The sequence below is a fragment of the Legionella lytica genome, assembly GCF_044626755.1.
GTDB lineage: Bacteria > Pseudomonadota > Gammaproteobacteria > Legionellales > Legionellaceae > Legionella > Legionella lytica_A.
Genome location: NZ_JBGORX010000008.1, coordinates 51,242 through 72,197, shown reverse-complemented (window position 1 = coordinate 72,197; position 20,956 = coordinate 51,242). Strand labels below are relative to the sequence as shown.

Below are 20,956 nucleotides of genomic sequence, written 5' to 3'. Positions count from 1 at the left end.
TGTTTTCTTGCCGATTAATGTCTTCTGAGCGACAATAGCGCACCGAACCCAGCGCATGAAGAGAGCACATGAACTTGTCACAAGAATTAGCAAATGCCGTCCGCATTTTAAGTATAGACGCTGTTGAACAAGCCCAATCCGGACATCCGGGAATGCCTTTAGGTATGGCTGATATTGCAACGGTATTGTGGAAAAAGTTTTTACGATATAATCCGAAAAACCCGCATTGGTTTAATCGCGACCGTTTTGTCTTGTCTAATGGCCATGGCTCGATGTTGCTTTATTCATTGTTGCATTTAACAGGCTATAATCTATCTATCGAGGAGCTTAAAAACTTTCGGCAGTTAGACTCCAAAACTCCAGGCCACCCAGAGTGGGGGCATACGCCAGGGGTAGAAACCACAACCGGGCCACTAGGGCAAGGTTTAGCAAATGCAGTAGGTATGGCCATAGCAGAAAAAGCGTTAGCCAGTCATTATAACCAAGACGAATATGACCTGGTTGACCATCACACCTATGTGTTTTTAGGTGATGGTTGTTTAATGGAAGGGATTTCTCATGAATCCTGTTCTTTAGCTGGGACGTTAGGACTGGGTAAGCTTATTGCATTTTATGACAATAATGGTATCTCTATCGACGGTAAGGTAGAGTCCTGGTTTACTGATGACACCGCCGCTCGCTTTAAAGCCTATAATTGGCAAGTTATTGAAGCGATTGATGGCCATGATATGACGGCAATTGAACAAGCAATTATGCAAGCGCGTGCCAATACCAGCCAACCCACGCTGATTATTTGTAATACGGTTATTGGTCTGGGCTCCTCTGTTGCCGGTAGTGAAAAATCACATGGCTCCCCCTTAGGTGCTAAAGATATTGAAAAAACTCGCGAATTTTTCCATTGGCATCACGCGCCCTTTGTTATTCCTGAAACCATCTACCAACAGTGGAACCATGTGGAGCAAGGCGAACGTAATGAACAGGAATGGTTAAGCCTGTTACATGAGTACCAACAAAAACGTCCACTCGAACACCGTGAATTTTTACGCCGTATTAATGGTGATCTTCCTGATGACTGGCAAAGCCATAGCCAAGCATTCTTAAGCCAATGCTTACACAATGAAAAAGCTATTGCCACACGTAAATCATCCCAACAATGCATCGAACATTTTGCCAGTTTATTACCCGAAATGTTAGGTGGCTCTGCTGATTTAACCGGTTCTAATAATACCGATTGGTCAGGTAGTAAAGCCATCAGCCATGAGGATTTTAGCGGCAATTATTTATATTACGGAGTACGTGAATTTGCGATGGCTGCCATTATGAATGGAATCGCCGTTCATGGCGGGTTTATTCCTTATGCGGGCACCTTCCTGGTTTTTGCTGATTATGCTCGTAATGCGATACGCTTAAGTGCCTTAATGAAGCAACGGGTAATTTATGTATTTACCCATGATTCAATTGGTCTTGGCGAAGATGGCCCAACCCATCAACCGGTTGAACATGCAGCAATGTTACGCATGACTCCAGATATGACCGTTTGGCGCCCCGCAGACTTAATGGAAACTGCCGTTGCTTGGCAAACAGCCTTAGAGCATCATAATGGCCCCACATCCTTACTGCTTTCCAGACAAAACTTACCTGCCTTACCACATCAGGAAAACGCTGCCGAATTAATTAAAAAAGGCGGTTACATCCTTGTCGATTGTGAGGGACGTCCTGATGCCATTTTGATTGCGACTGGTTCTGAAGTGCAATTAGCATTGACTGCTGCAGAGCGAGTAAAATCCCAAGGATTAAAAGTGCGCGTGGTTTCCATGCCTTGTGCCGAGCTTTTCTTAGCGCAAGATATAGGTTACAAAAATCAAGTATTACCGAAAAATGTGGAAGCACGCATTGCAATTGAAGCGGCAAGTACTGCTTATTGGTATCAATTTGTTGGTTTAAATGGTGCCGTTATTGGTCTCGATCGTTTCGGCCTCTCTGCTCCAGCAACCCAAGCCTATCATTCCCTGGGAATTACTGTAGAGCGAATCGTTAAAACATTAGAAACATTAACTGCAAACTCAAACTAATTATAATGTAAACCGCTGCGCTTGAAGGGCAGCAAAGGAGAAGTAGTATGACTATACGTGTCGCGATTAATGGCTATGGCCGCATTGGTCGTTGTATCCTAAGATCTATTTTTGAATACAACCGACAAAATGACTTTGAAGTCGTTGCGATCAATGATTTATCAGGGATTGAAATTACCTCCCATTTAACCCGCTATGATACAACCCATGGTCGTTTTCCTTGTGAAGTAACTACTGAAGGCAATATGCTGATTATTGATGGCCATGCAATTCAGATTACTGCGGAACGTAATCCATTAGAGCTGCCTTGGAACGAATTAAATATTGATTTAGTTTTTGAATGTACCGGACATTTTACTGATCGCGAATCAGCAATGAAACACATTACTGCAGGAGCGAAAAAAGTATTAATCTCGGCTCCAGGTAAAAACGTGGATGCAACGGTTGTCTATGGCGTTAACGACCACCTATTGAAAGCTAGCGACCTGGTGGTTTCTAATGCTTCTTGTACCACCAACTGTTTAGCCCCAGTAGTTAAGCCATTAAATGATGCGCTAGGTATCGAACATGGTTTATTAAATACCGTACATGCTTACACCAACGACCAAGTACTTTTAGATGGCAGTCATAAAGACTTGCACCGTGCTCGTGCTGCAGCGCATAATATTATCCCTACAAAAACCGGTGCTGCGGCTGCTGTAGGATTGGTTTTACCTGAATTAGCAGGAAAACTAGATGGCTTTGCAATGCGTGTACCCGTAATTAACGTTTCGGTAATTGATCTAACCTTCACTGCCCATCGCGAAACGACGGTTGATGAAGTAAATGCTATTGTGAGTAAAGCACAAAGCCATGTATTGAAAATCAATGATGAACCTTTAGTTTCATCTGATTTCAATCATAATCCTGCCTCAGCTATTTTTGATACCACGCAAACAAAGGTATTTGGAAAGTTGGTAAAAATAGTGGCATGGTATGATAACGAATGGGGTTTCTCCAATCGGATGTTAGATACAGCGCATAAGATGATGAACTGCTAAACCCCTTGCGGAGATAATAATGAATCTGATCCAAATGAGCGATGTAGAACTTTCTGGTAAGAGAGTACTAATTCGTGAAGATTTGAACGTGCCAATCAAAGAAGGGATAATTACCAGCGACCAGCGCTTGCAAGCAGCCTTACCCACCCTGAAGGCTGCTTTAGCAGCTGGGGCTGCGGTGATGGTCCTATCGCATCTTGGCCGACCAGAGGAAGGCAAATTTGAAAAACGCTTTTCTTTAGCCCCAGTTGCTGAATACTTAAAGCAAAACTTAAATTACCCAGTCCATTTTGTTACTGATTACCTTAATGGCGTGGATGCTCGTCCTGGTGAATTAGTGATTTGTGAAAATGTCCGCTTCAATCCCGGCGAAAAAAGCAACAATGAGCAACTGGCGAAAAAGCTAGCCAGCCTTTGTGACGTGTTTATCATGGATGCCTTTGGTACCGCACATCGCGCCCAAGCATCTACCTATGGCGTAGCCCAATTTGCTCCTATTGCGGTAGCAGGACCCTTACTAGTTAAAGAGCTCAATGCACTGGAAAAAGTTTTGGAAGCGCCAAAAAAGCCCATCGTTGCCATTGTTGGTGGAGCTAAAGTGTCTTCAAAATTGACGTTATTGCGTCAATTAGTTGGTATGGTTGATTACCTGATTCCTGGAGGGGGTATTGCCAATACCTTTCTGAAAGCTCAAGGCTTTGAAATTGGAGTATCGCTTTATGAAGAAGATTTACTTGATGAAGCACGCGCCATATTGAAGCTCGCCGAAGAAAAAGGTTGCCGCATTCCATTACCTACTGATGTTGTGGTGGGTAAAACCTTCAGTGAAAATTGCCCAGCCTATAACAAGTCACTGCATAATGTTGCTGCTGACGATATGATTCTCGATATTGGTCCCGTAACTGTAAGTGACTATGTCGACATTATTAATGAAGCCAAGACCATTATTTGGAATGGACCTGTCGGCGTCTTTGAATTTGCCCAATTTGCTTACGGTACGCGTGCTTTAGCAATTGCCATTGCCGAAAGCGATGCGTTTTCGATTGCTGGTGGTGGTGATACTTTAGCTGCAATTGATTTGTATGATCTCAATCAGCAAATATCTTATATATCCACAGGAGGCGGAGCATTCCTGGAGTGTTTGGAAGGTAAAACACTACCAGCCGTTGCTATTTTGCAGGAGCGAGCACAACATGTTACGTCAAACTAAAATTGTTGCCACCTTAGGCCCAGCCAGTAATGACCCAGTAACACTGCGTGCCATGTTAACCGCTGGGGTTGACGTGGTGCGTATCAACTTCTCCCATGCAGATGCTTCTGCCGTAGAGTTGATTGCCTTGGTGCGTCAAATTGCCGAAGAGTTAGAACAACCGCTCGCAGTAATGGCCGATTTGCAAGGCCCAAAAATCCGCATAGGCCGTTTTAAAGATAAATCCATTACCCTTCATGAGGGGCAGGATTTTACTTTAGACTGTGAGGATACCGATGAATTAGGTGATGAAAGCTGGGTTTCCGTCGCTTATCCGAATTTAGATAAGGAACTGGCTGCAGGTGATTTTTTACTGATCAATGATGGTTTAATTGAATTACAAGTAAAACAAATTTACGGCTCAAAAATTCATTGCACAGTTATTGAAGGTGGTGTTTTAACCAATCTAAAAGGCTTAAATAGAAAAGGCGGAGGCCTAGCAGCCCGTACCTTAACGGAAAAAGATAAAAAAGATCTACGTACTGCACTGGCGGCACAAGTAGATTACATCAGCCTCTCCTTTGTAAAAGATGCTCAAGACATTCGCAACGCTCGTGCTTTAATGCAAGAGTATGGTGGACTACCTACTCCCATTATTGCCAAAATTGAGCGCAGTGAAGCTCTGGCACGTTTAACAGAAATCATTCAAGAATCCGATGCCATCATGGTTGCGCGTGGTGACCTAGGGGTTGAAGTGGGTGCTGCAGAAGTACCGGCCATTCAAAAACATATTATTGGTCAGGCGCGTCGTTTGGATAAAGTAGTAATTACAGCAACCCAAATGATGGAATCGATGATTAGCAATCCACAACCAACGCGTGCTGAAGTCTCCGATGTGGCCAATGCCATCCTAGATGGAACCGATGCGGTAATGCTTTCGGCAGAAACGGCTAGTGGACAGTTTCCGGTAAAAGTACTAACCATGGTGAATAAGATTTGCTTAAGTGCGGAGAAGCATGCAAGTTTTTATTATGATAGTACGTCTGCAACCTGTCATTACCAGCGTGCTGACCAAGCAATTGCGATGGCGACCATGCATGCAGCGAATCATTTTCCGATTCAGGCGATTGTGACCCTTACCGAATCAGGAGATACCGCAGTATGGATTTCCAGACAGCAAAGTACCGTACCTATTATTGCGATATCAGCCAATAAGCGCACTATTGGTCGTCTTAGTTTAGTGCAGAATGTTGTGCCGGTATTTATGGATTATCATCGCTTTACCGCAGACAATTTAAACCAACAAGTTATTGATGAATTACTGGCAGCTCAGCATATTGAAAAGAAAGGGTTTATTTTGTTAACGCGCGGACGAGCTATTGGTACTCCGGGTGGCACTAATAGTATGGAAATTATTAAAATATAGACTTCAATCATTAACTGATCATTTTGTAGATACTGTGTTCAAGCCACGGTAATTCGAGTGAGGTGAGCATATTGAAGTGGTCCAGAGTCTACCGCGGTTAAACCGCGGTAATTCGGGAGATAAGAGCCTTTGTTGCACTCAAGCAACTCGGCGTTTAATTTACTAACGTATGGGCCATTTTACCTGTGTTTTTACGCCAGGCGATTTGCAACATGACCAATAGTATCCCGGCAAACATGCCCGAAACTAGAGACACCATGAGCATTAATCTTTTCCGAGGTGCAATCGGGTCAATCGGAACAGCCAGAATGCCGTCTTGATGAAAGACTGAAACCTTATCGACATCAATCTTAAATGACTGGTAAAAAGCGAGCTTCGCTTGCAAGTCGCGTAAGTTAGGGATGAAGGCATCATCCGAGGTGCGTTTTGATAAATTTTTTATTTCCGCCTGCATCATTTCCAGCGTGAATGGAGACTCATTAGCATCATTCATTATCGCCTCATCATCCCAAAAAGTACGAGCACTGGCTAACTGCAGCGTATGTACTTTCTCTTTTAGCTGGGTAATGCGGTCTTGGCGTTTGGCTCGAGCCGTTTTGCGGGCAATGTCGATTTGATGGCGTAAATTATTTACCAACACGCTATTTTGCTGCTGCATGTCTTTTAGTAAAGCATTTAAGGATTGAGACTTTACTACACTAATAAATTGCGTTAACCAGGTGGTTACCTGCTGGGCATCAGTCCCCTGGATTGCGATGGTGTATTTTACAAAACGGTCATTCGTTTTTTTCGGGTCAGGGACAACGGCAAAAATGTGCGAAAAAGCGCGATACAGTTGAGTGGTTGTATGCTTCTCTTTGTCACTTGTGGGTAATGCGGGTACATAATAATGTTCGAAGAAATAGTGTTTCGCCTCTTCCGATTGTAAGACGTCATTAAACACATTATTAACGTCTTTAACCGTGAGCGGTTGTAAGGGCGAATTATCCCAGGAGCGTCCTTGATTAAGCTCTGCAATCTCCCCTTCACTTGCCGAATAAAGTTTAATTTTAGCCTCATAGACTGGCTTACTAAAATAAATAGCGGCACAGCCTAAGACGAACCCAAGTACGGCGCATAAACCAATCAATACCTTGTTCTGATAAAAAATACGCAGCATGTCCATCAAACTCAGATCAGGGTTACCACCAATACCTGCTGTTTGCATCGTGAACTACTCCAGTCGTGGATTAACTTAAAGGATGTAGGCGGATACTAAATAGTAATGCCTCCTTTGTCAAAGAATAGGCTTTAGTGGCTGTTGACAGAAAGGAAAAATTACGTATTATCATCCCTTAGTGCAGGCAGTATGTAATCGACTTTTCGCAAGCCAGGATTGAAGTGAGTTTTAAAAAAAATCTTATTGCTAATTATGCCAGTCAGATTTATATGACCTTGGCGGGCATACTCATCTTACCTTTATACCTCAAATACATGGGGGCAGAGGCTTATGGACTCGTTGGTTTTTTTACCGCCTTACAAAGCTGGTTTAATATCCTTGATTTAGGTTTAAGCCCCAGTATTTCCCGGGAAACCGCACGCATGCGTGCAGGGGCAATTAGCGCACAAAACTACCGCGAATTACTGCGAGTACTGCAGTTACTGTTTTTCATTATTATGCTCCTTGGTACAGGAAGCTTATTTTTATTGGCTCCGTATCTGTCTCATTCTTGGCTGCAAGCGCACACCATGCCTGCCCATGAAATCCAGGTTGCCTTAGAATTAATGGCCGCCAGTATTGGCTTACGCTGGATGTGTGGTTTATACCGCTATACGGTAATCGGTGCGGAACGTTTTGTGTGGTTAAGTTATTATACTTGGGTCTTTACTACATTACGTTACGTAGGCGTCTTATTAGTTTTAATCTATATAGGCACCACACCCTTTTTATTCTTTCTCTATCAAATCATTATCTCTGCTTTTGAGTTACTCTTCCTTGCCAGCAAGGCCATTCGCGAATTTCCCAGTCTGCCACAAGGACAAAAACTCTCATGGAAGTTCGCCGCTCTGGTAGCAAGCATCAGGCCGATTCTGCCCTTTGCTTTAAGTATTGCAATAACTTCTTCTATTTGGATAGTCATCACGCAAACGGATAAATTGATTCTTTCTAAATTGTTATCCCTGACCGAGTATGGTTATTTTACCTTAGGCGTACTGGCCGCCAGTGGCGTGATGTTGTTTAGTGCGCCATTTAGTATGGTATTGCAACCACGTCTGGCTAAATTGAAGGCTGAAGGTAAAGATAAAGAGTTACTTACTTTATATCGACAAGCAACTCAGTTTGTTGCATCCATTACGATTCCGGCCAGTATTGTTTTAGCTTTTTTTCCCGAACAGGTACTGTGGTTGTGGACAAATAACCTAAATGTGGCTACCGCCACGGCACCGGTCTTACGTTTGTATGCTCTGGGTAATGCGACCCTGGCATTTACGACCTTCCCCTATTACTTACAGTATGCCAATGGCACCATGCGTTTGCATCTGATTGGCAATAGCTGTTTTGCTCTGGTGCTCATCCCATCCATCATCTGGGCAACCCTGCATTTTGGGATGATTGGGGCGGCTAAGGTTTGGTTCTTAGCAAACCTTAGCTTCTTCCTCATCTGGACTGCCTTTGTACATCGTCGCTTTATAAAGAATACTCATCTGCGTTGGCTGTGTGTGGATTTGCTGCCTGTAGTGTTACTTTCTCTACTGACAATTGCTACATTGAATGCTGTGCTTGCAACACCAGATGATAAGTTCGCTTGGGTGGTGAAGATTGGTTTTATTTCTCTGAGTTCGGTGTTGTTGAATTTATTGTTGGTTAAGTTTTCTTTTGTCGTTGCCCTGTTGCGCAAGTTTTTTGACGCACGAGTACGGGTTAAAAAGCCTTCTTCGTCTACTTGGTCTTGAGATGCTTTGTGTTTATATAAATGCAGCCATTGCGAACACTGAGAGGCACTCCAGAGCGATGCTTCATTAGCGTACTACCCTGGTTGCTTCACTGCGTTCGCAAGACGGAATTGGTGAAGCATGACCTAACTATTGTGCTTCCCACCAGGCTTGGAACATTAGAACATTCCATAGTAGTGCTGAAAAGTTTCCTTTCCCATGCAAATGTTGCTGCCACATCAAGCGTATTGCGGTGGAATTAAAAATACCTTCTTTTTGCAAGCGTTGCTCATTGAGTAAGGTCTCCGCCCACTCACGTAGAGGGCCACGTAACCATTCTGCTAAAGGAATGGAAAAACCCATTTTCGGACGCTCGATTAAGGAACGAGGGACGTAGCGATCTAATAATTGGCGTAAGGGCCATTTACTTTGCCCATCACGTAACTTCATCGACAAGGGTAAGGTCCAGGAAAATTCGATTAGACGATGATCTAAAAATGGAACCCGGGTCTCCAAAGACACGCCCATTGCGGCGCGGTCAACCTTAACTAAAATATCGTCTGGCAAGTAAGAAACAAAATCCATCGCCATCATTCGATTTACATCATCAAGTTGGGATAAATCAGCGTGGTGTTGGTCCATAAACACGTCAGGCTCAACTCCTTCAGAAACCAATAAAGAGTAAGGCTTGTCATGATGAGAAACCAAGCGACGATAGGCTTCATTCACCGTAGCACTGGCCAAGACATAAGCACCTTTATGCACTTTGCTGCCGACTTGTGAATAACGCTTCACCCCAGGCAAAACTGAAGAAACCCGATCCCAGGTTCGCGGTGAGATTTGTCGCATTAGCGTCGCAGCCCCCCGGCGTACAGGCAAAGGTACTTTATTAATTTTATTCCACAACTTTGAGGTCATGGTGTAACGGTTGTAGCCGCAGAATAATTCATCCCCGGCATCACCACTTAAGGCGACTGTAACTTGTTGCTTCGCTAATCCTGAAACTAAAAAAGTAGGTATTTGTGAGGAGTCCGAAAAAGGTTCATCATATAAGTTAGATAATTTGGGAATGACCGCTAAGGCATCGTCAATCGTTACATACAGCTCGGTATGTTGGGTTCCCAAATGATCAGCTACCGCTTTAGCATACTTGGCTTCATTATAATTGGTTTCATGAAAGCCAATCGAAAAAGTGCGTACCGGTCGTGAGGATTGCGCTTGCATTAATGCCACCACAGTGGAGGAGTCAATACCTCCAGAAAGAAATGCACCTAAAGGTACATCAGCTATCATTTGTTGGCCAATCGCCTCTTTTGCTAAACGCTCTAGCTCATCAACAGCCTCATGCGCATCCCCCTGAAACGGAGAGGAAAAACCCGTCAATGCGGTCTGAGTTGCGGACCAATAATTTTTCACTATCGGCTGGGGATTTTTTAAAGAAAGCTGTAAGTACGAGCCCGGAGCTAATTTATAAATGTTTTTATAAATTGAATGAGGAGCTGGAATGTAGTTATGGCGCAAAAAAAGCGCCAAGGCATCAGGATTGAGTTCCTTTTTAAAATCAGGATGTACCTTGAGTGCTTTTAATTCCGAACCAAACAGAAAGGCTTCATTCTGCCACCCATAGTAAAGCGGTTTTTCACCGGCCCGATCCCGCCCTAAGGTTAAGGTCTGCGATTGTTTATCCCATAGAGCAAAGGCAAACATCCCAATACTGCGTTCAATTGTTTGTTCAATGCCCCAGGCCTCAAAGCCTGCCAGCAAGGTTTCGGTATCCGAATGGCCACGCCAAGTTGGCAGAGCCAGTTCCTCTCGGAGTTTTAAATGATTGTAAATTTCGCCATTAAAAACAATCATGTAACGACCATTAGCCGAAGCCATCGGCTGGTGGCCTGCGGGAGATAAATCCACAATAGCCAGACGGGTATGGGCTAATCCAATGCCTGCTTGAGCATCAAACCAGATTCCCTGATCATCAGGACCTCGATGTGCAATAGACTGACACATAGCAAACAACAATTGCTCTGCCCCAGATGCCCAATTCGTACGAGATAAAATTCCTGAAAATCCGCACATTAATGAGATAACTCCTCAATATCTCGATACAACGCATAAAAGCGTTCCCGAGCTCTGTCTATAGAAAACTGGTCGCGTACGCGAATAGCAGCCTTTTCACCTAAGAATCGGCGCTGCTCCGCGGGCATACAAATCATTTTGGTTAATCCGGCCGCCAAGGCCATCGGATCATCTGCAGCAACGATTACCGCAGTATCACCGGCCAAAACCTTAGCATCGCCAACATGGGTGGCCACACAAGGCAAGCCCATAGACATAGCCTCGCCTAAACCATTAGGAAAACCTTCGGTTCGTGAGGGCATGCAAAATACATCCATTGCCGCCAGGCACTCGGGAATATCATGACGCTCACCAAGCAAAAGAAATGATGAGGTTAAACCAAAAGAGTCCAACTGCTTTAACAATTCACTGTTATTGTAATCACAACCACGCCCGACTAATAAAAAACGGACATTGTGATTATGCGCGCGCTCCAAAAAAGCGACGGCATTAATAAAAACATCTTGTCCCTTATCCAAATGTAAGCGGCCCACACAACCGACAATAAAATCATCTGTCCCCAGTCCAAGCTCATGGCGTATTTTGGTTGCATCAATTTGCCGTGCATCAAAACGAGCAAAGTCAAAGCCATTATGAATAACCCGCATTTTTTTCTCATTATATCCATAAGAAACATGGGTGTTTTTGGCGGCTTCCGCGACACAAATAATTTTCTTAGGTACCAGATAAGAAAGTAAGGCACAACAGCGCATCAGCAAATAGGTCATTCGACTATTACGAGGTACATCCGTATTGCGAATACCCCAAATCACATTGCGGCAACCTGCCATACGAGCCGCCAAGCCACCAAAAAAATCCGCATGGTACATCCAGGTTTGGATTATTGCCTGTTTATGGCCTTTGAGGAGCTTAACCAGAGCACAAAAGTGAGCCGGAATAGCGGTGACACGATTAAAATTAAATGCATGAACCGTGAAACCTTGCTCTTCTAAGGTTTTCCCGATAGTACCCAAACCACTAAGCGAAATAACTAATACATTGTCTCTAGAATGAGGATCTGACAGTAAAAGACGCTTGAGCATCTGCTCAGCGCCACCAACTTCTAAGCCAGTGATAATATGGATAATCTTATTTGGGTTAGTCATTTGTATATCCTATTCACATTCATAGAGTTAACTAGTTAATACATAAGACTGAAGATGTTGTTTTGGCTTACAGCGAACCCGTTCATAGCTAAGAAAAATTAAATACACTACGATGAAAGGCAATTTATAGCGAACCATAGTTCCCACATTGCTCACGATTAAGCCATACATACACATCCCGGAAAGGAAAAAGCAAAACCACATTAGAGTTTGTTTTGGTAGTGCTTGATAAGAACGCCATGTAAATACCACCAGTACAGCGACAATCGCAATATTTTCCACAGCTTGTAACAGCTGTAATTTAGTCTTTGCCATCCACGGTAATGGGTAAAATAAGGCTCGAAACAGTCCCAAAACGACCTGCCAGATGCAATCGGCAAAACTAACAATAGCCTGGTAATCCGTCAACTGACCACCATCTTCTAAATACATGCTTAGTCGGTAATATTCAATCTTATTAACCATAAAGGGAAATGCTAAATAAAACAAAGTACCTAAGGCGACAAACAGCGCTAACAAATGTTTCTTGGTATAATGCAGATTGCTGTATTTATCAAAAAGGTACATGGCTGCAAAAAGTACCACTAATAAGGCATTTTGCATTTTTATCTGCAGCAGCAAAATAAGGAAAATAAGCGTCAATAAGTACCAGCCTCGCATTAAAGTCCATAAGGACATCAACATCATGGTGCAAATCAACATATCACGCAAACCTAAGGAACTGTATAAGATTAAGCTAGGATAAAATAATAAAAACCATAAAACCCACCCCCGGAGTCTCAATACCGCTGAAGTCCAAATAAATACGGAAATCATTAAAAACTTATTAAAAAAGCCCAGGCTATTTACCGTTTCAACAAAGGGTAGGGGAAAAAGAGCATACATATAAGCAGCTTCGGTGACTCGTGAATTATAGAAATTCGCGTTGTAGTTAAACTCTCTGATGGCACTTAACATACGCCAATAAGTAAACTGATCGGGCATATAGCGAGGATCAAATAATACTCCATTCAAACAAAAGGGAACAAAACTGAGAAGCGCCAAAGACAGTGCATGCGAAGCCTTAATTTTACCTAATAAGTACGCGGCAAAAATAATCATCAGGCATACCAATAGATTAGGCAAATCCCAAATCATGACTTACATCCTCGCGTTGGTAAAGAGAGCTCTTTGTAAATATTAAGATGTGCATCAACAATCCGCTCTATAGCAAACTCGCGCTCTGCCAATACGCGTCCCGCATTGCCTAATTGTTGGCGATAAGCATGATCTTCAATTAATTGTTTCATTGTTAAGGCCAAGGCCTGACTGTCACGTGCGGGCACTAATACCCCTGTTTGGTTGGGCTCAATCGCATCACGGCAACCGGGTACATCGGTGGTGATTACCGCCCGCCCACATGCGGCGGCTTCAACCAAGACCTTGGGTAAGCCCTCTCGATAAGATGGTAACACTACCAGGTTTACTTGCTCCATTAATTGGGCAACATCTTCACGAAATCCCAAAAGCTCAACTTCACCTTCATTACGCCATTGAGATAACTGCTCTTTATCGATGCAGGCAGGATTGCCCTCATCAATATCGCCAATTAACAAAAACTGGGCCTCAATGCCCTCAGCTTTAAGCTGCTTGGCCGCCGCCACATATTCCAAAACCCCTTTATCTTTTAATAAGCGCGACACCATCGCCACCACAATTTTATCCGTGCGCTCTGGTGAAGCTTTATAAATATTTAGATCCACGCCGGAGCCACGAATCAATATGGTTTGATCCACCGTGCAGGTCGCATTTTGCAAAAAGACTTGGCGGTCATCAGGGTTTTGAAATATTACCTTCAGATAAGCATGTCCTAAGGCAAGTTTATATAATTGACTGACTCCCTGACGCAACAGCTTGGTCTTGGTTTGCTGCGAGGTAAATAAATAGCCTAAGCCAGAAACTGCAGCGACCACCGCAGGAACTCTCAGTATGCGTGCAACTAAGCCGCCATATAAAATCGGCTTAATCGTAACTAAGTGTACCAAATCGGGTTTCACTGCACGCATCAAACGATAAAAAGCAAATAAGCTTTTTAATTCCAACACCGGATTTTTACCACTCCGGGATAAAGGAATCGCATGAAAAATTAATCCGGCAGCTTTAATCTGCGCACTAACGTGAGCTTCAGGAGTAGCGACATGTACCTCAAATCCATTTTCTTTAGCCGCAATAGCTAAAGGTAAACGATGAGAGATAAAAAATGCTGCATCATTAACTATGAACAACAATCGCCGCTCGCTCATCTTGCTCCTATAAGCGTAAATCGCTGTGTTCAGCGGGGAATAGATATTTCAAATCATAAAGCACATGCTGCGCTTTACCAAAAGAACGGAGCGCGGTGATGCCCATCTCTTTAAACTGTTGGTGAGCAACAGCGATGACAATTCCATCATATGCTTGTTGCTCCGGTTGTTCAAGCAGGCTTAAATCATATTCGTGAGCAACATCTTCCGCAGCAGCCCAAGGGTCGCACACATCAACCGCAACATTATATTCTTTGAGCTCATTGATAATATCAATCACACGCGTATTACGAATATCTGGACAGTTTTCTTTAAAGGTTAAGCCCATAACTAAAACTCGGGCCCCTTGAACATGAATACGCTTTTTGACCATGGATTTAATTAATTGAGAAACTACATATGCTCCCATGCTGTCATTTAAGCGTCGACCGGCGAGAATAATTTCGGGATGATAGCCTATCGCTTGAGCCTTATGCGTTAGATAGTAGGGATCCACGCCAATGCAGTGTCCGCCCACTAAGCCGGGACGAAAAGGTAAAAAGTTCCATTTAGTCTCAGCAGCTTTGAGCACCGCCTCAGTATCAATGCCTAATTTATTGAAAATAATAGCCAACTCATTAATCAGTGCAATATTCAAATCACGCTGTGTATTTTCAATAACTTTTGCGGCCTCAGCAATCTTAATGCTCTCAACCTTATGAGTTCCTGCCACAATAATTTGCTTGTAGAGCTCATCAACGATTCCGGCAACTTCAGGTGTAGACCCTGAGGTTACTTTCATAATGTTGGTGATCCGGTGTTGTTTATCACCAGGGTTCACGCGTTCAGGACTATAACCGGCAAAAAAATCACGGTTAAACTTTAAACCAGACATCCGCTCAAGAACAGGTACACAAACTTCCTCAACCGCCCCCGGATACACCGTGGATTCATAAACAACAATAGCTCCAGGTTGCACTATGGAGCCCACCAGTTCACTGGCCTTAATTAAAGGGGTAAAGTCTGGGCGCTTGTGTTCATCTATGGGAGTAGGTACGGTAATGATGTAGGTATCACAAAAAGCAATTTCCTGCACATTAGCAGTTAAATATAAATGGCGCGCTTCAAGTAATTCAGCACGGCTTACTTCTAAGGTACTGTCATGCCCTTGTTTTAACTCACTTATGCGCTCAGCATTAATATCAAAGCCCATGACTGAGCGTACTTTGCCAAATTCAACTGCCAGTGGCAAACCTACATAGCCTAAACCGATTAGTGCAAGTTTTCGTTCATCAACCGATGTTAACATCAAAATTTCATCCATTCTTTATGGGTTGCCCCTATTCATCATACTTCTATGTTGACTTGTTGTTTTATATTTTGACTCTTAGATACTGCATAATAATCAAGATACCACGTGACAAAATGCTTTACACCTACCTCCACAGGAGTTCCTGGTCTATAACCAACATCCTGCATTAAGGCGTCCACATCTGCATAAGTATCAGGCACATCACCAGGCTGTAGAGGCAATAAATTCATTTTGGCTTTTTTACCTAAACATTCTTCTAGAACCTCAATGTAGCGAAGTAAAGGTACAGGGCTACTGTTACCAATATTGTAAACTCGCCAAGGTGCTGCACTCGTTCCTGGATCAGGAGACTCCCCTGCCCACTCTAAATTGGGTTGTGCCACTCGATCATGGACGCGGATTATACCCTCAACAATATCATTTATATAGGTAAAATCGCGACGATGATTACCAAAATTAAAGACATCAATAGGCTCATCATTAAGAATCTTACGTGTAAAATTAAAAATTGCCATATCGGGACGGCCCCAAGGACCATAAACAGTGAAAAACCGTAGTCCAGTTGTCGGTAACTGATAAAGATGGCTGTAGGTGTGGGCCATTAATTCATTAGCTTTTTTCGTTGCCGCATACAGACTTAAAGGATGGTCGACATTATCATGCACCGAAAAGGGCAGGGTTTTATTCGCCCCATAAACCGAACTTGAAGACGCATAAGACAAATGTTCAATATGATGATGGCGACAACCTTCGAGAATATTCATAAACCCAACGAGATTACTGTCAATATAAGCATGGGGGTTTTCTAGTGAATAACGCACCCCTGCTTGCGCCCCCAAATGGATTACCCGTTGGAATCCATGCTCAGCAAATAATTGCGCAATAAGCTCTCTGTCAGCAAGTTCCATACGAATAAATTTAAACTGGGAATAATCCGCTAATTTTTGTAACCGCGCTTTTTTCAGATTCACGTCATAATAATCATTAAGATTATCAATCCCAATCACCTCATCCCCGCGTTCACATAATTTTTGTACTACATGAAACCCAATAAAACCTGCGGCACCAGTTACCAAAACCTTCATAAAACCATCCTTAACCTATCCGTACTCTCAAGCCTTTTGCGTGAAAGAGTACAGAAAAAACAGTAGCCTCGTTAAATGCGATTATCATAGCAAGGAGCTCATATATTTCATACAGATTGAGGGTGTAGATAAGTGTTTTATTTGCTTTTTTTTGAAGAAACCTGCGCTTACCAGCAACCAATGATAGTTACTTATAGATACCGGGGTCAAACCGCGATAATTCAAGTATCAACCTATCTTGTAGGCAAGCAGACCATTCTTATGAAAGTATGGGCAGCAATTGCGGTTTCAATGCGGCAAATAAATAACTGGAACCCACTTCGGATAAATGATTGTCATCACTATAGTAAGGCTCACCTTGAGCATTCAACGAATGACAAATCCTCTCATTACAAAATACCGAATAGGGGTCGAAGAAATAAGTTTGCGGAGTATGTTGCGCAAAAAATCTTAAAACCTTATTGATATTAATTGCCTTAATATTGGATTCAGCAGGGGTATCAATTTTTGCCAAACAATTACTCTTTGAGAAACTGGGACGTGTTAAGCAGGCAAAGGGATCTTTAATGCCAGCCCCAGGAACATCACCTAAAATAATTAATTTTCTATCGCCAATTAGTTGTCGCAATTGCGCAAGCTTAGCTAATAAAGGCTGATAATCCTTACGGTCACTGCTCATTAAATCAATATGCCATGCCTGTTGATTGCTTAAATCCTTAGCCATTAAAATTTGGAATAACCAGTATTGTGAAACAATCAAAATTGAATCTGGCTTTTTCTGTAATTGTGCTAATCCCTGTTTTAATACATTGGGGCAAATCTTATTCCAATCATCACCTGGAGTGGTTCGGGATAAATCAGGAAGAATCAAACAACTCGAACCAGCCATGTAGATGGATTTACGGTAGGGTTTTGCAATTTCATTGGCTAATCCATACTGAAGCATTTGTGCATGGCTATCTCCCAGTAAGACAATATCGGGCGAATCATCTTCAGCTTTATAAGTCCAGCCAAACGGGTAAGCAAAGCCTCGGCCGCCAAAATGCGCCTTATGATAATCCTGCGCAATTTGCCTTGGGCTAAATTGTGAGCCCTCTAGTGTCGGTAGCCGCCACAATATGCCTTGACTTAAATACAACCCAAAGCCACAGCTCGCGGTTAAAGCAATGCCGGGAAGCCATTTCAGAATTAAGGTTCGTTGTGCTTGCCGGCCCTGAGTTGGCGTATGCCTAAATGTTTGCTCAATGAAATAATAGCTAAACAAAGCGGCCAGTAAAGAGCAAAGGAAAAGGATTAATTGCATCCCAATAGTGCTAATTTCTGTGGCACTTACATAAGAATAAAATACCAGTATTGGCCAATGCACTAAATACATTGAATAGCTGATTAAGCCTAAACCCACAGCAAGTTTATTGTTAAAAAGCTGGCCCATATACCGAGCATTTCCACCATAAATAACCAAGGCAGCACCCAGGGTTGGAATTAAGGCATTATACGAAGGAAATAAAGTATCTTTACTAAAAGTAAGCACCGCAAAGAGCATCATCCCCACGCCGAGCAGACAGGCCAGCTCGGTGAAAAACGACCGCTTTGGCTTGTACTTAATAAGCCAAACCATCAGGGCCCCAATACAAAACTCAAAAAAGCGAAAAGGCATCAAATAAAATACGGCAGTAAGATAGCTCTTTTGAAAGAGTAAATTTAAAGCAAAGCTAAATAAGCCTAAAACAATAATTGTCAAAGGCAAAAATCGCTTGTTTAACTTGGTTGCAACGATAAATAAAATAAATGGCCAAACAAAATAAAACTGTTCTTCAACACCTAAGGACCAGGTATGTAATAAAGGCTTGTATATTGCGTTCGCATTAAAATAGCCGCTTTCAAATAAAAAGAGGCAGTTAGAAACAGAAAAGGCAGCTGCAGCTATAGTCCGTCCTAAAGCACGTAAATGACTTGGTGCCAGTAAAATAAGTCCGACCACCAGGCTACAGAGTAAGATGAAAAAGAGGGCTGGAAAAATACGTTTTATTCTGCGGCAATAAAAGTTGGTAAAATTAAAGGTACCGGTTTGCTCCACTTCATGCACAATTAGACGGGTGATTAAAAAGCCACTAATGACAAAGAAGATATCTACCCCAACATAACCACCAGTGATATGGGCCACGTTTAGGTGAAATAATACGACGGCAATCACTGCAAAAGCTCGTAGTCCATCGATGTAGCTTATGTATTTATTTTTATTCTTTTCTAACATGCTTAATCCATAAATCAGGCTATAATGCTAACGTTAAAAGCCTCCTCCCGCCTTCAGCGCCTATCCTAACTCATTCCCGTTGCGGGCGAAGCCCCTGATAAGTGCCAGGATGAGAGTAACGGGGAGAGGTCAACAGCCCAACTACTCTTGGCTTAAATGGGTTCGTCGCTCATGCATGGTTTCAACACTATTGATTACCGTCTGCCGACAAATTTCCCGCATCACCGGAATCTCTTCTAAGGCCACACCATCATGAATGGAGTAGGCAATTAGAAAACTATCTCGCCAAATCTTTTCATTCAAGCGTTCTTTGGATTTCATCCACAATGCAATCCACAGGAAATGAAATTGCCATTTATCCCGATGATGTTCCATTTCTTCACGAAATACTTCAGAGATTGCCTTTTCTAAGTTACAGACACGGATGCCATCGACAAAGCTACTGTTATGATTCACTATTTTATCGATTAGCGGATTTTCTATATACCAGGATTCCGTAAAGGCTTTGCTTTTTAACCAAGACTTTGAACGCTGTAAGGATTCGCTAATTGCCTCCGGTGTAAATGGCGTTATTTGCACACTCAATTGTTCAAAAACATCTTCTAAATCCAATTGATGTGGGCGTAAACGTAAGCCTAATAATTCTTGGATTTCCAGGAAATGCACATGCGGAATGTCACCATGCGCAAGGGTTTCTGCAAGAAAATGCTCAACCATCATAATGAAATAAGGTAAATCCACATCACGCAAAGTGACGTTTTCATCAAAAGCTTGGCCGTAATATTCTTTCACTTCCTTGGCGGTCACCACTGGAGTCATCCACGCATCTTTAATGCCTATATTAAACTTGAGTAATAATCCGCACAGCCGATTTTTTCTATTTTTGCGTGCATGAATAAAAATACCTTGGGCTCCGGTGCCATCAACTTCCGTTGCTTTAATGTGTACGGTCGCTTTTCCACTATCAGGAGCAAAAACCACTCCTTTTTTACGTTGAATTTTTATCCAACTATTAAATAGTGGGTGATAATGTTCTGGGTACCAATACATTATATTTTGCAGGCGCGATAAAGAGGCGGAAGAAAAGGTAACCTGATCAATAATTTGTCCCAAAGTAGTAATTGCTGTATCTCTTACCTCGGCTTTAGGATGCAGTAAGGTAAATAAGGCAATATCCGCCCCCTCTTCAATACTGTATAAATCGATGATTAAATCAGTGAAGAAGTCCGCCGGCATAGCATAGCTTTGGGCGAAAAAATTTTCGGCTATTTCAAAGACGCTGAGGTCCGATAATTCATGAATCAAATCACGAATAGCATCTAGATGTGAAGGCTGTTCCTCGCCATTAAGTAATTGATCGTCAAGGGGATCTTCTTCTTGATTGGCTAAATCAAAATAAGCATTTTTTAAATCTTCACTTAATTCAACATGCGCCTCATAAAAGGAATTTAAAATGGGTAACCAAAAACTTAAGCTGTGTTTTTGTGAATAAATAAGCTCTGCTAAATGGTCCATCAAATTCACTAAGACCTTGGCGCTTAGTTTATTATTGGCCTCAGCAGCACCTTGCAACTGAGCAACACAAATATCTAGGGCAAAAATGCAGGCTGAATAAACAGCAAGCCCCTCGTCCAGGTTTTCCTCAAGATTATTAATAATATCGACGAGCTTAAAAGAGAGTTCTGGTTGTTGAAAAAACAGCATATATAATTGAGGGTCTGGATCTGCCTTTTGCTCAATTAATGTTGCCATTTCCGTAAGTAAACGTTGTAATTCTACCGAATCATTGGTCATATTATTTTAGGTACCGGTCTTGAGTTTCCATGTTCATCAATAGCGACAAAAATAAAAACACCTTCAGTCACTTGATAAGGTTCGCTTTGCGTTGTAGCCGGCAAGGCCCATACTTCCACATTCATGGTCATTGAGGTGGTGCCCTGTTTCACGAGAGTAACATAGCAACTGATGAGATCGCCAACATGAACCGGTTTTAAAAAGGACATTGAATGAATAGAAACTGTTGCTACTCGCCCAACAGCGAGTTTTTTTGCCAAAACGCCAGCGGCTAAATCCATTTGCGATACGATCCAACCACCAAATATATCACCGTTAGCATTCGTGTTAGCAGGCATTGCCAAAGTTTGGATGGTTAATTCGCCTTTTGGGGAATGTGTCATAGGTTC

The 20,956-nt window shown here is 42.6% G+C and carries 15 protein-coding genes; 5 read left to right on the top strand and 10 right to left on the bottom strand.

Annotation, left to right across the window (positions count from 1 at the left end; all coding sequences use genetic code 11):
- Window positions 1-68: 68 nt before the first annotated feature.
- The 4 genes from tkt to pyk are packed head-to-tail and all read left to right on the top strand — an operon-like array spanning window position 69 to window position 5,727.
- Window positions 69-2,072 (top strand): transketolase, encoded by a 2,004-nt coding sequence (tkt, locus tag ACD661_RS14110; protein ID WP_400188508.1) that lies wholly within the window; start codon window positions 69-71, stop codon window positions 2,070-2,072.
- A gap of 47 nt (window positions 2,073-2,119) precedes the next feature.
- On the top strand, window positions 2,120-3,112 hold the full coding sequence (gap, locus tag ACD661_RS14105; protein WP_400188507.1) for a type I glyceraldehyde-3-phosphate dehydrogenase: 993 nt from the start codon (window positions 2,120-2,122) through the stop codon (window positions 3,110-3,112).
- A gap of 19 nt (window positions 3,113-3,131) precedes the next feature.
- A complete protein-coding gene (locus ACD661_RS14100) occupies window positions 3,132-4,322 on the top strand; it encodes a phosphoglycerate kinase (protein WP_400188506.1) in 1,191 nt (396 codons plus the stop codon).
- Window positions 4,306-5,727 carry a pyruvate kinase gene (gene pyk, locus ACD661_RS14095; RefSeq protein WP_400188505.1) on the top strand — a complete coding sequence of 474 codons (1,422 nt, stop codon included), beginning with the start codon at window positions 4,306-4,308 and terminating at the stop codon, window positions 5,725-5,727. The genes ACD661_RS14100 and pyk overlap by 17 nt, the downstream gene beginning before the upstream one ends.
- A gap of 154 nt (window positions 5,728-5,881) precedes the next feature.
- Here the strand turns inward: pyk and ACD661_RS14090 are convergent, their stop codons facing one another.
- Complete coding sequence (locus ACD661_RS14090; RefSeq protein ID WP_400188504.1) at window positions 5,882-6,934, bottom strand: Wzz/FepE/Etk N-terminal domain-containing protein; 1,053 nt, start codon at window positions 6,932-6,934, stop codon at window positions 5,882-5,884.
- 173 nt (window positions 6,935-7,107) lie between these two features.
- On the opposite strand from ACD661_RS14090, the gene ACD661_RS14085 reads away from it, so the two are divergent.
- Entirely contained in the window at window positions 7,108-8,661 is a 1,554-nt protein-coding gene (locus tag ACD661_RS14085) for an oligosaccharide flippase family protein (protein WP_400188503.1), read from the top strand.
- A 129-nt stretch (window positions 8,662-8,790) separates the two neighbouring features.
- Here ACD661_RS14085 and asnB read toward each other — a convergent pair whose 3' ends face one another.
- From asnB to ACD661_RS14040, 9 genes are all read right to left on the bottom strand, one after another.
- Entirely contained in the window at window positions 8,791-10,716 is a 1,926-nt protein-coding gene (asnB, locus tag ACD661_RS14080; RefSeq protein ID WP_400188502.1) for an asparagine synthase (glutamine-hydrolyzing), read from the bottom strand.
- The gene (locus ACD661_RS14075; RefSeq protein WP_400188501.1) at window positions 10,716-11,861 is read right to left on the bottom strand and encodes a glycosyltransferase family 4 protein; all 1,146 of its coding nucleotides are present in this window, start codon (window positions 11,859-11,861) and stop codon (window positions 10,716-10,718) included. Before ACD661_RS14075 ends, asnB begins: the two co-directional genes overlap by 1 nt.
- A 27-nt stretch (window positions 11,862-11,888) precedes the next feature.
- Complete coding sequence (locus ACD661_RS14070) at window positions 11,889-12,998, bottom strand: hypothetical protein (protein WP_400188500.1); 1,110 nt, start codon at window positions 12,996-12,998, stop codon at window positions 11,889-11,891.
- On the bottom strand, window positions 12,995-14,143 hold the full coding sequence (locus ACD661_RS14065) for a glycosyltransferase family 4 protein (protein ID WP_400188499.1): 1,149 nt from the start codon (window positions 14,141-14,143) through the stop codon (window positions 12,995-12,997). The genes ACD661_RS14070 and ACD661_RS14065 overlap by 4 nt, the downstream gene beginning before the upstream one ends.
- Before the next feature lie 7 nt (window positions 14,144-14,150).
- On the bottom strand, window positions 14,151-15,431 hold the full coding sequence (gene tviB, locus ACD661_RS14060; RefSeq protein WP_400188562.1) for a Vi polysaccharide biosynthesis UDP-N-acetylglucosamine C-6 dehydrogenase TviB: 1,281 nt from the start codon (window positions 15,429-15,431) through the stop codon (window positions 14,151-14,153).
- 38 nt (window positions 15,432-15,469) lie between these two features.
- Window positions 15,470-16,519, bottom strand: a complete 1,050-nt coding sequence (locus ACD661_RS14055) for an NAD-dependent epimerase (RefSeq protein ID WP_400188498.1) — start codon at window positions 16,517-16,519, stop codon at window positions 15,470-15,472.
- Between the two features lie 259 nt (window positions 16,520-16,778).
- Window positions 16,779-18,773, bottom strand: a complete 1,995-nt coding sequence (locus tag ACD661_RS14050; protein WP_400188497.1) for an acyltransferase family protein — start codon at window positions 18,771-18,773, stop codon at window positions 16,779-16,781.
- Window positions 18,774-18,914: 141 nt separating this feature from the next.
- Window positions 18,915-20,567 carry a hypothetical protein gene (locus ACD661_RS14045; RefSeq protein ID WP_400188496.1) on the bottom strand — a complete coding sequence of 551 codons (1,653 nt, stop codon included), beginning with the start codon at window positions 20,565-20,567 and terminating at the stop codon, window positions 18,915-18,917.
- Window positions 20,564-20,950 (bottom strand): acyl-CoA thioesterase, encoded by a 387-nt coding sequence (locus ACD661_RS14040; RefSeq protein WP_400188495.1) that lies wholly within the window; start codon window positions 20,948-20,950, stop codon window positions 20,564-20,566. The genes ACD661_RS14045 and ACD661_RS14040 overlap by 4 nt, the downstream gene beginning before the upstream one ends.
- Window positions 20,951-20,956 lie beyond the last annotated feature (6 nt).

Bases quoted from the DNA above. Each gene is read 5' to 3' on its own strand.
- ACD661_RS14065 (WP_400188499.1), bottom strand. From the start codon at position 14,143: ATGAGCGAGCGGCGATTGTTGTTCATAGTTAATGATGCAGCATTTTTT.
- ACD661_RS14040 (WP_400188495.1), bottom strand. From the start codon at position 20,950: ATGACACATTCCCCAAAAGGCGAATTAACCATCCAAACTTTGGCAATG.
- ACD661_RS14075 (WP_400188501.1), bottom strand. From the start codon at position 11,861: ATGACTAACCCAAATAAGATTATCCATATTATCACTGGCTTAGAAGTT.
- asnB (WP_400188502.1), bottom strand. From the start codon at position 10,716: ATGTGCGGATTTTCAGGAATTTTATCTCGTACGAATTGGGCATCTGGG.
- gap (WP_400188507.1), top strand. From the start codon at position 2,120: ATGACTATACGTGTCGCGATTAATGGCTATGGCCGCATTGGTCGTTGT.
- ACD661_RS14050 (WP_400188497.1), bottom strand. From the start codon at position 18,773: ATGTTAGAAAAGAATAAAAATAAATACATAAGCTACATCGATGGACTA.
- ACD661_RS14090 (WP_400188504.1), bottom strand. From the start codon at position 6,934: ATGCAAACAGCAGGTATTGGTGGTAACCCTGATCTGAGTTTGATGGAC.
- ACD661_RS14070 (WP_400188500.1), bottom strand. From the start codon at position 12,998: ATGATTTGGGATTTGCCTAATCTATTGGTATGCCTGATGATTATTTTT.
- ACD661_RS14055 (WP_400188498.1), bottom strand. From the start codon at position 16,519: ATGAAGGTTTTGGTAACTGGTGCCGCAGGTTTTATTGGGTTTCATGTA.
- ACD661_RS14100 (WP_400188506.1), top strand. From the start codon at position 3,132: ATGAATCTGATCCAAATGAGCGATGTAGAACTTTCTGGTAAGAGAGTA.
- ACD661_RS14045 (WP_400188496.1), bottom strand. From the start codon at position 20,567: ATGACCAATGATTCGGTAGAATTACAACGTTTACTTACGGAAATGGCA.
- pyk (WP_400188505.1), top strand. From the start codon at position 4,306: ATGTTACGTCAAACTAAAATTGTTGCCACCTTAGGCCCAGCCAGTAAT.
- tkt (WP_400188508.1), top strand. From the start codon at position 69: ATGAACTTGTCACAAGAATTAGCAAATGCCGTCCGCATTTTAAGTATA.
- tviB (WP_400188562.1), bottom strand. From the start codon at position 15,431: ATGTTAACATCGGTTGATGAACGAAAACTTGCACTAATCGGTTTAGGC.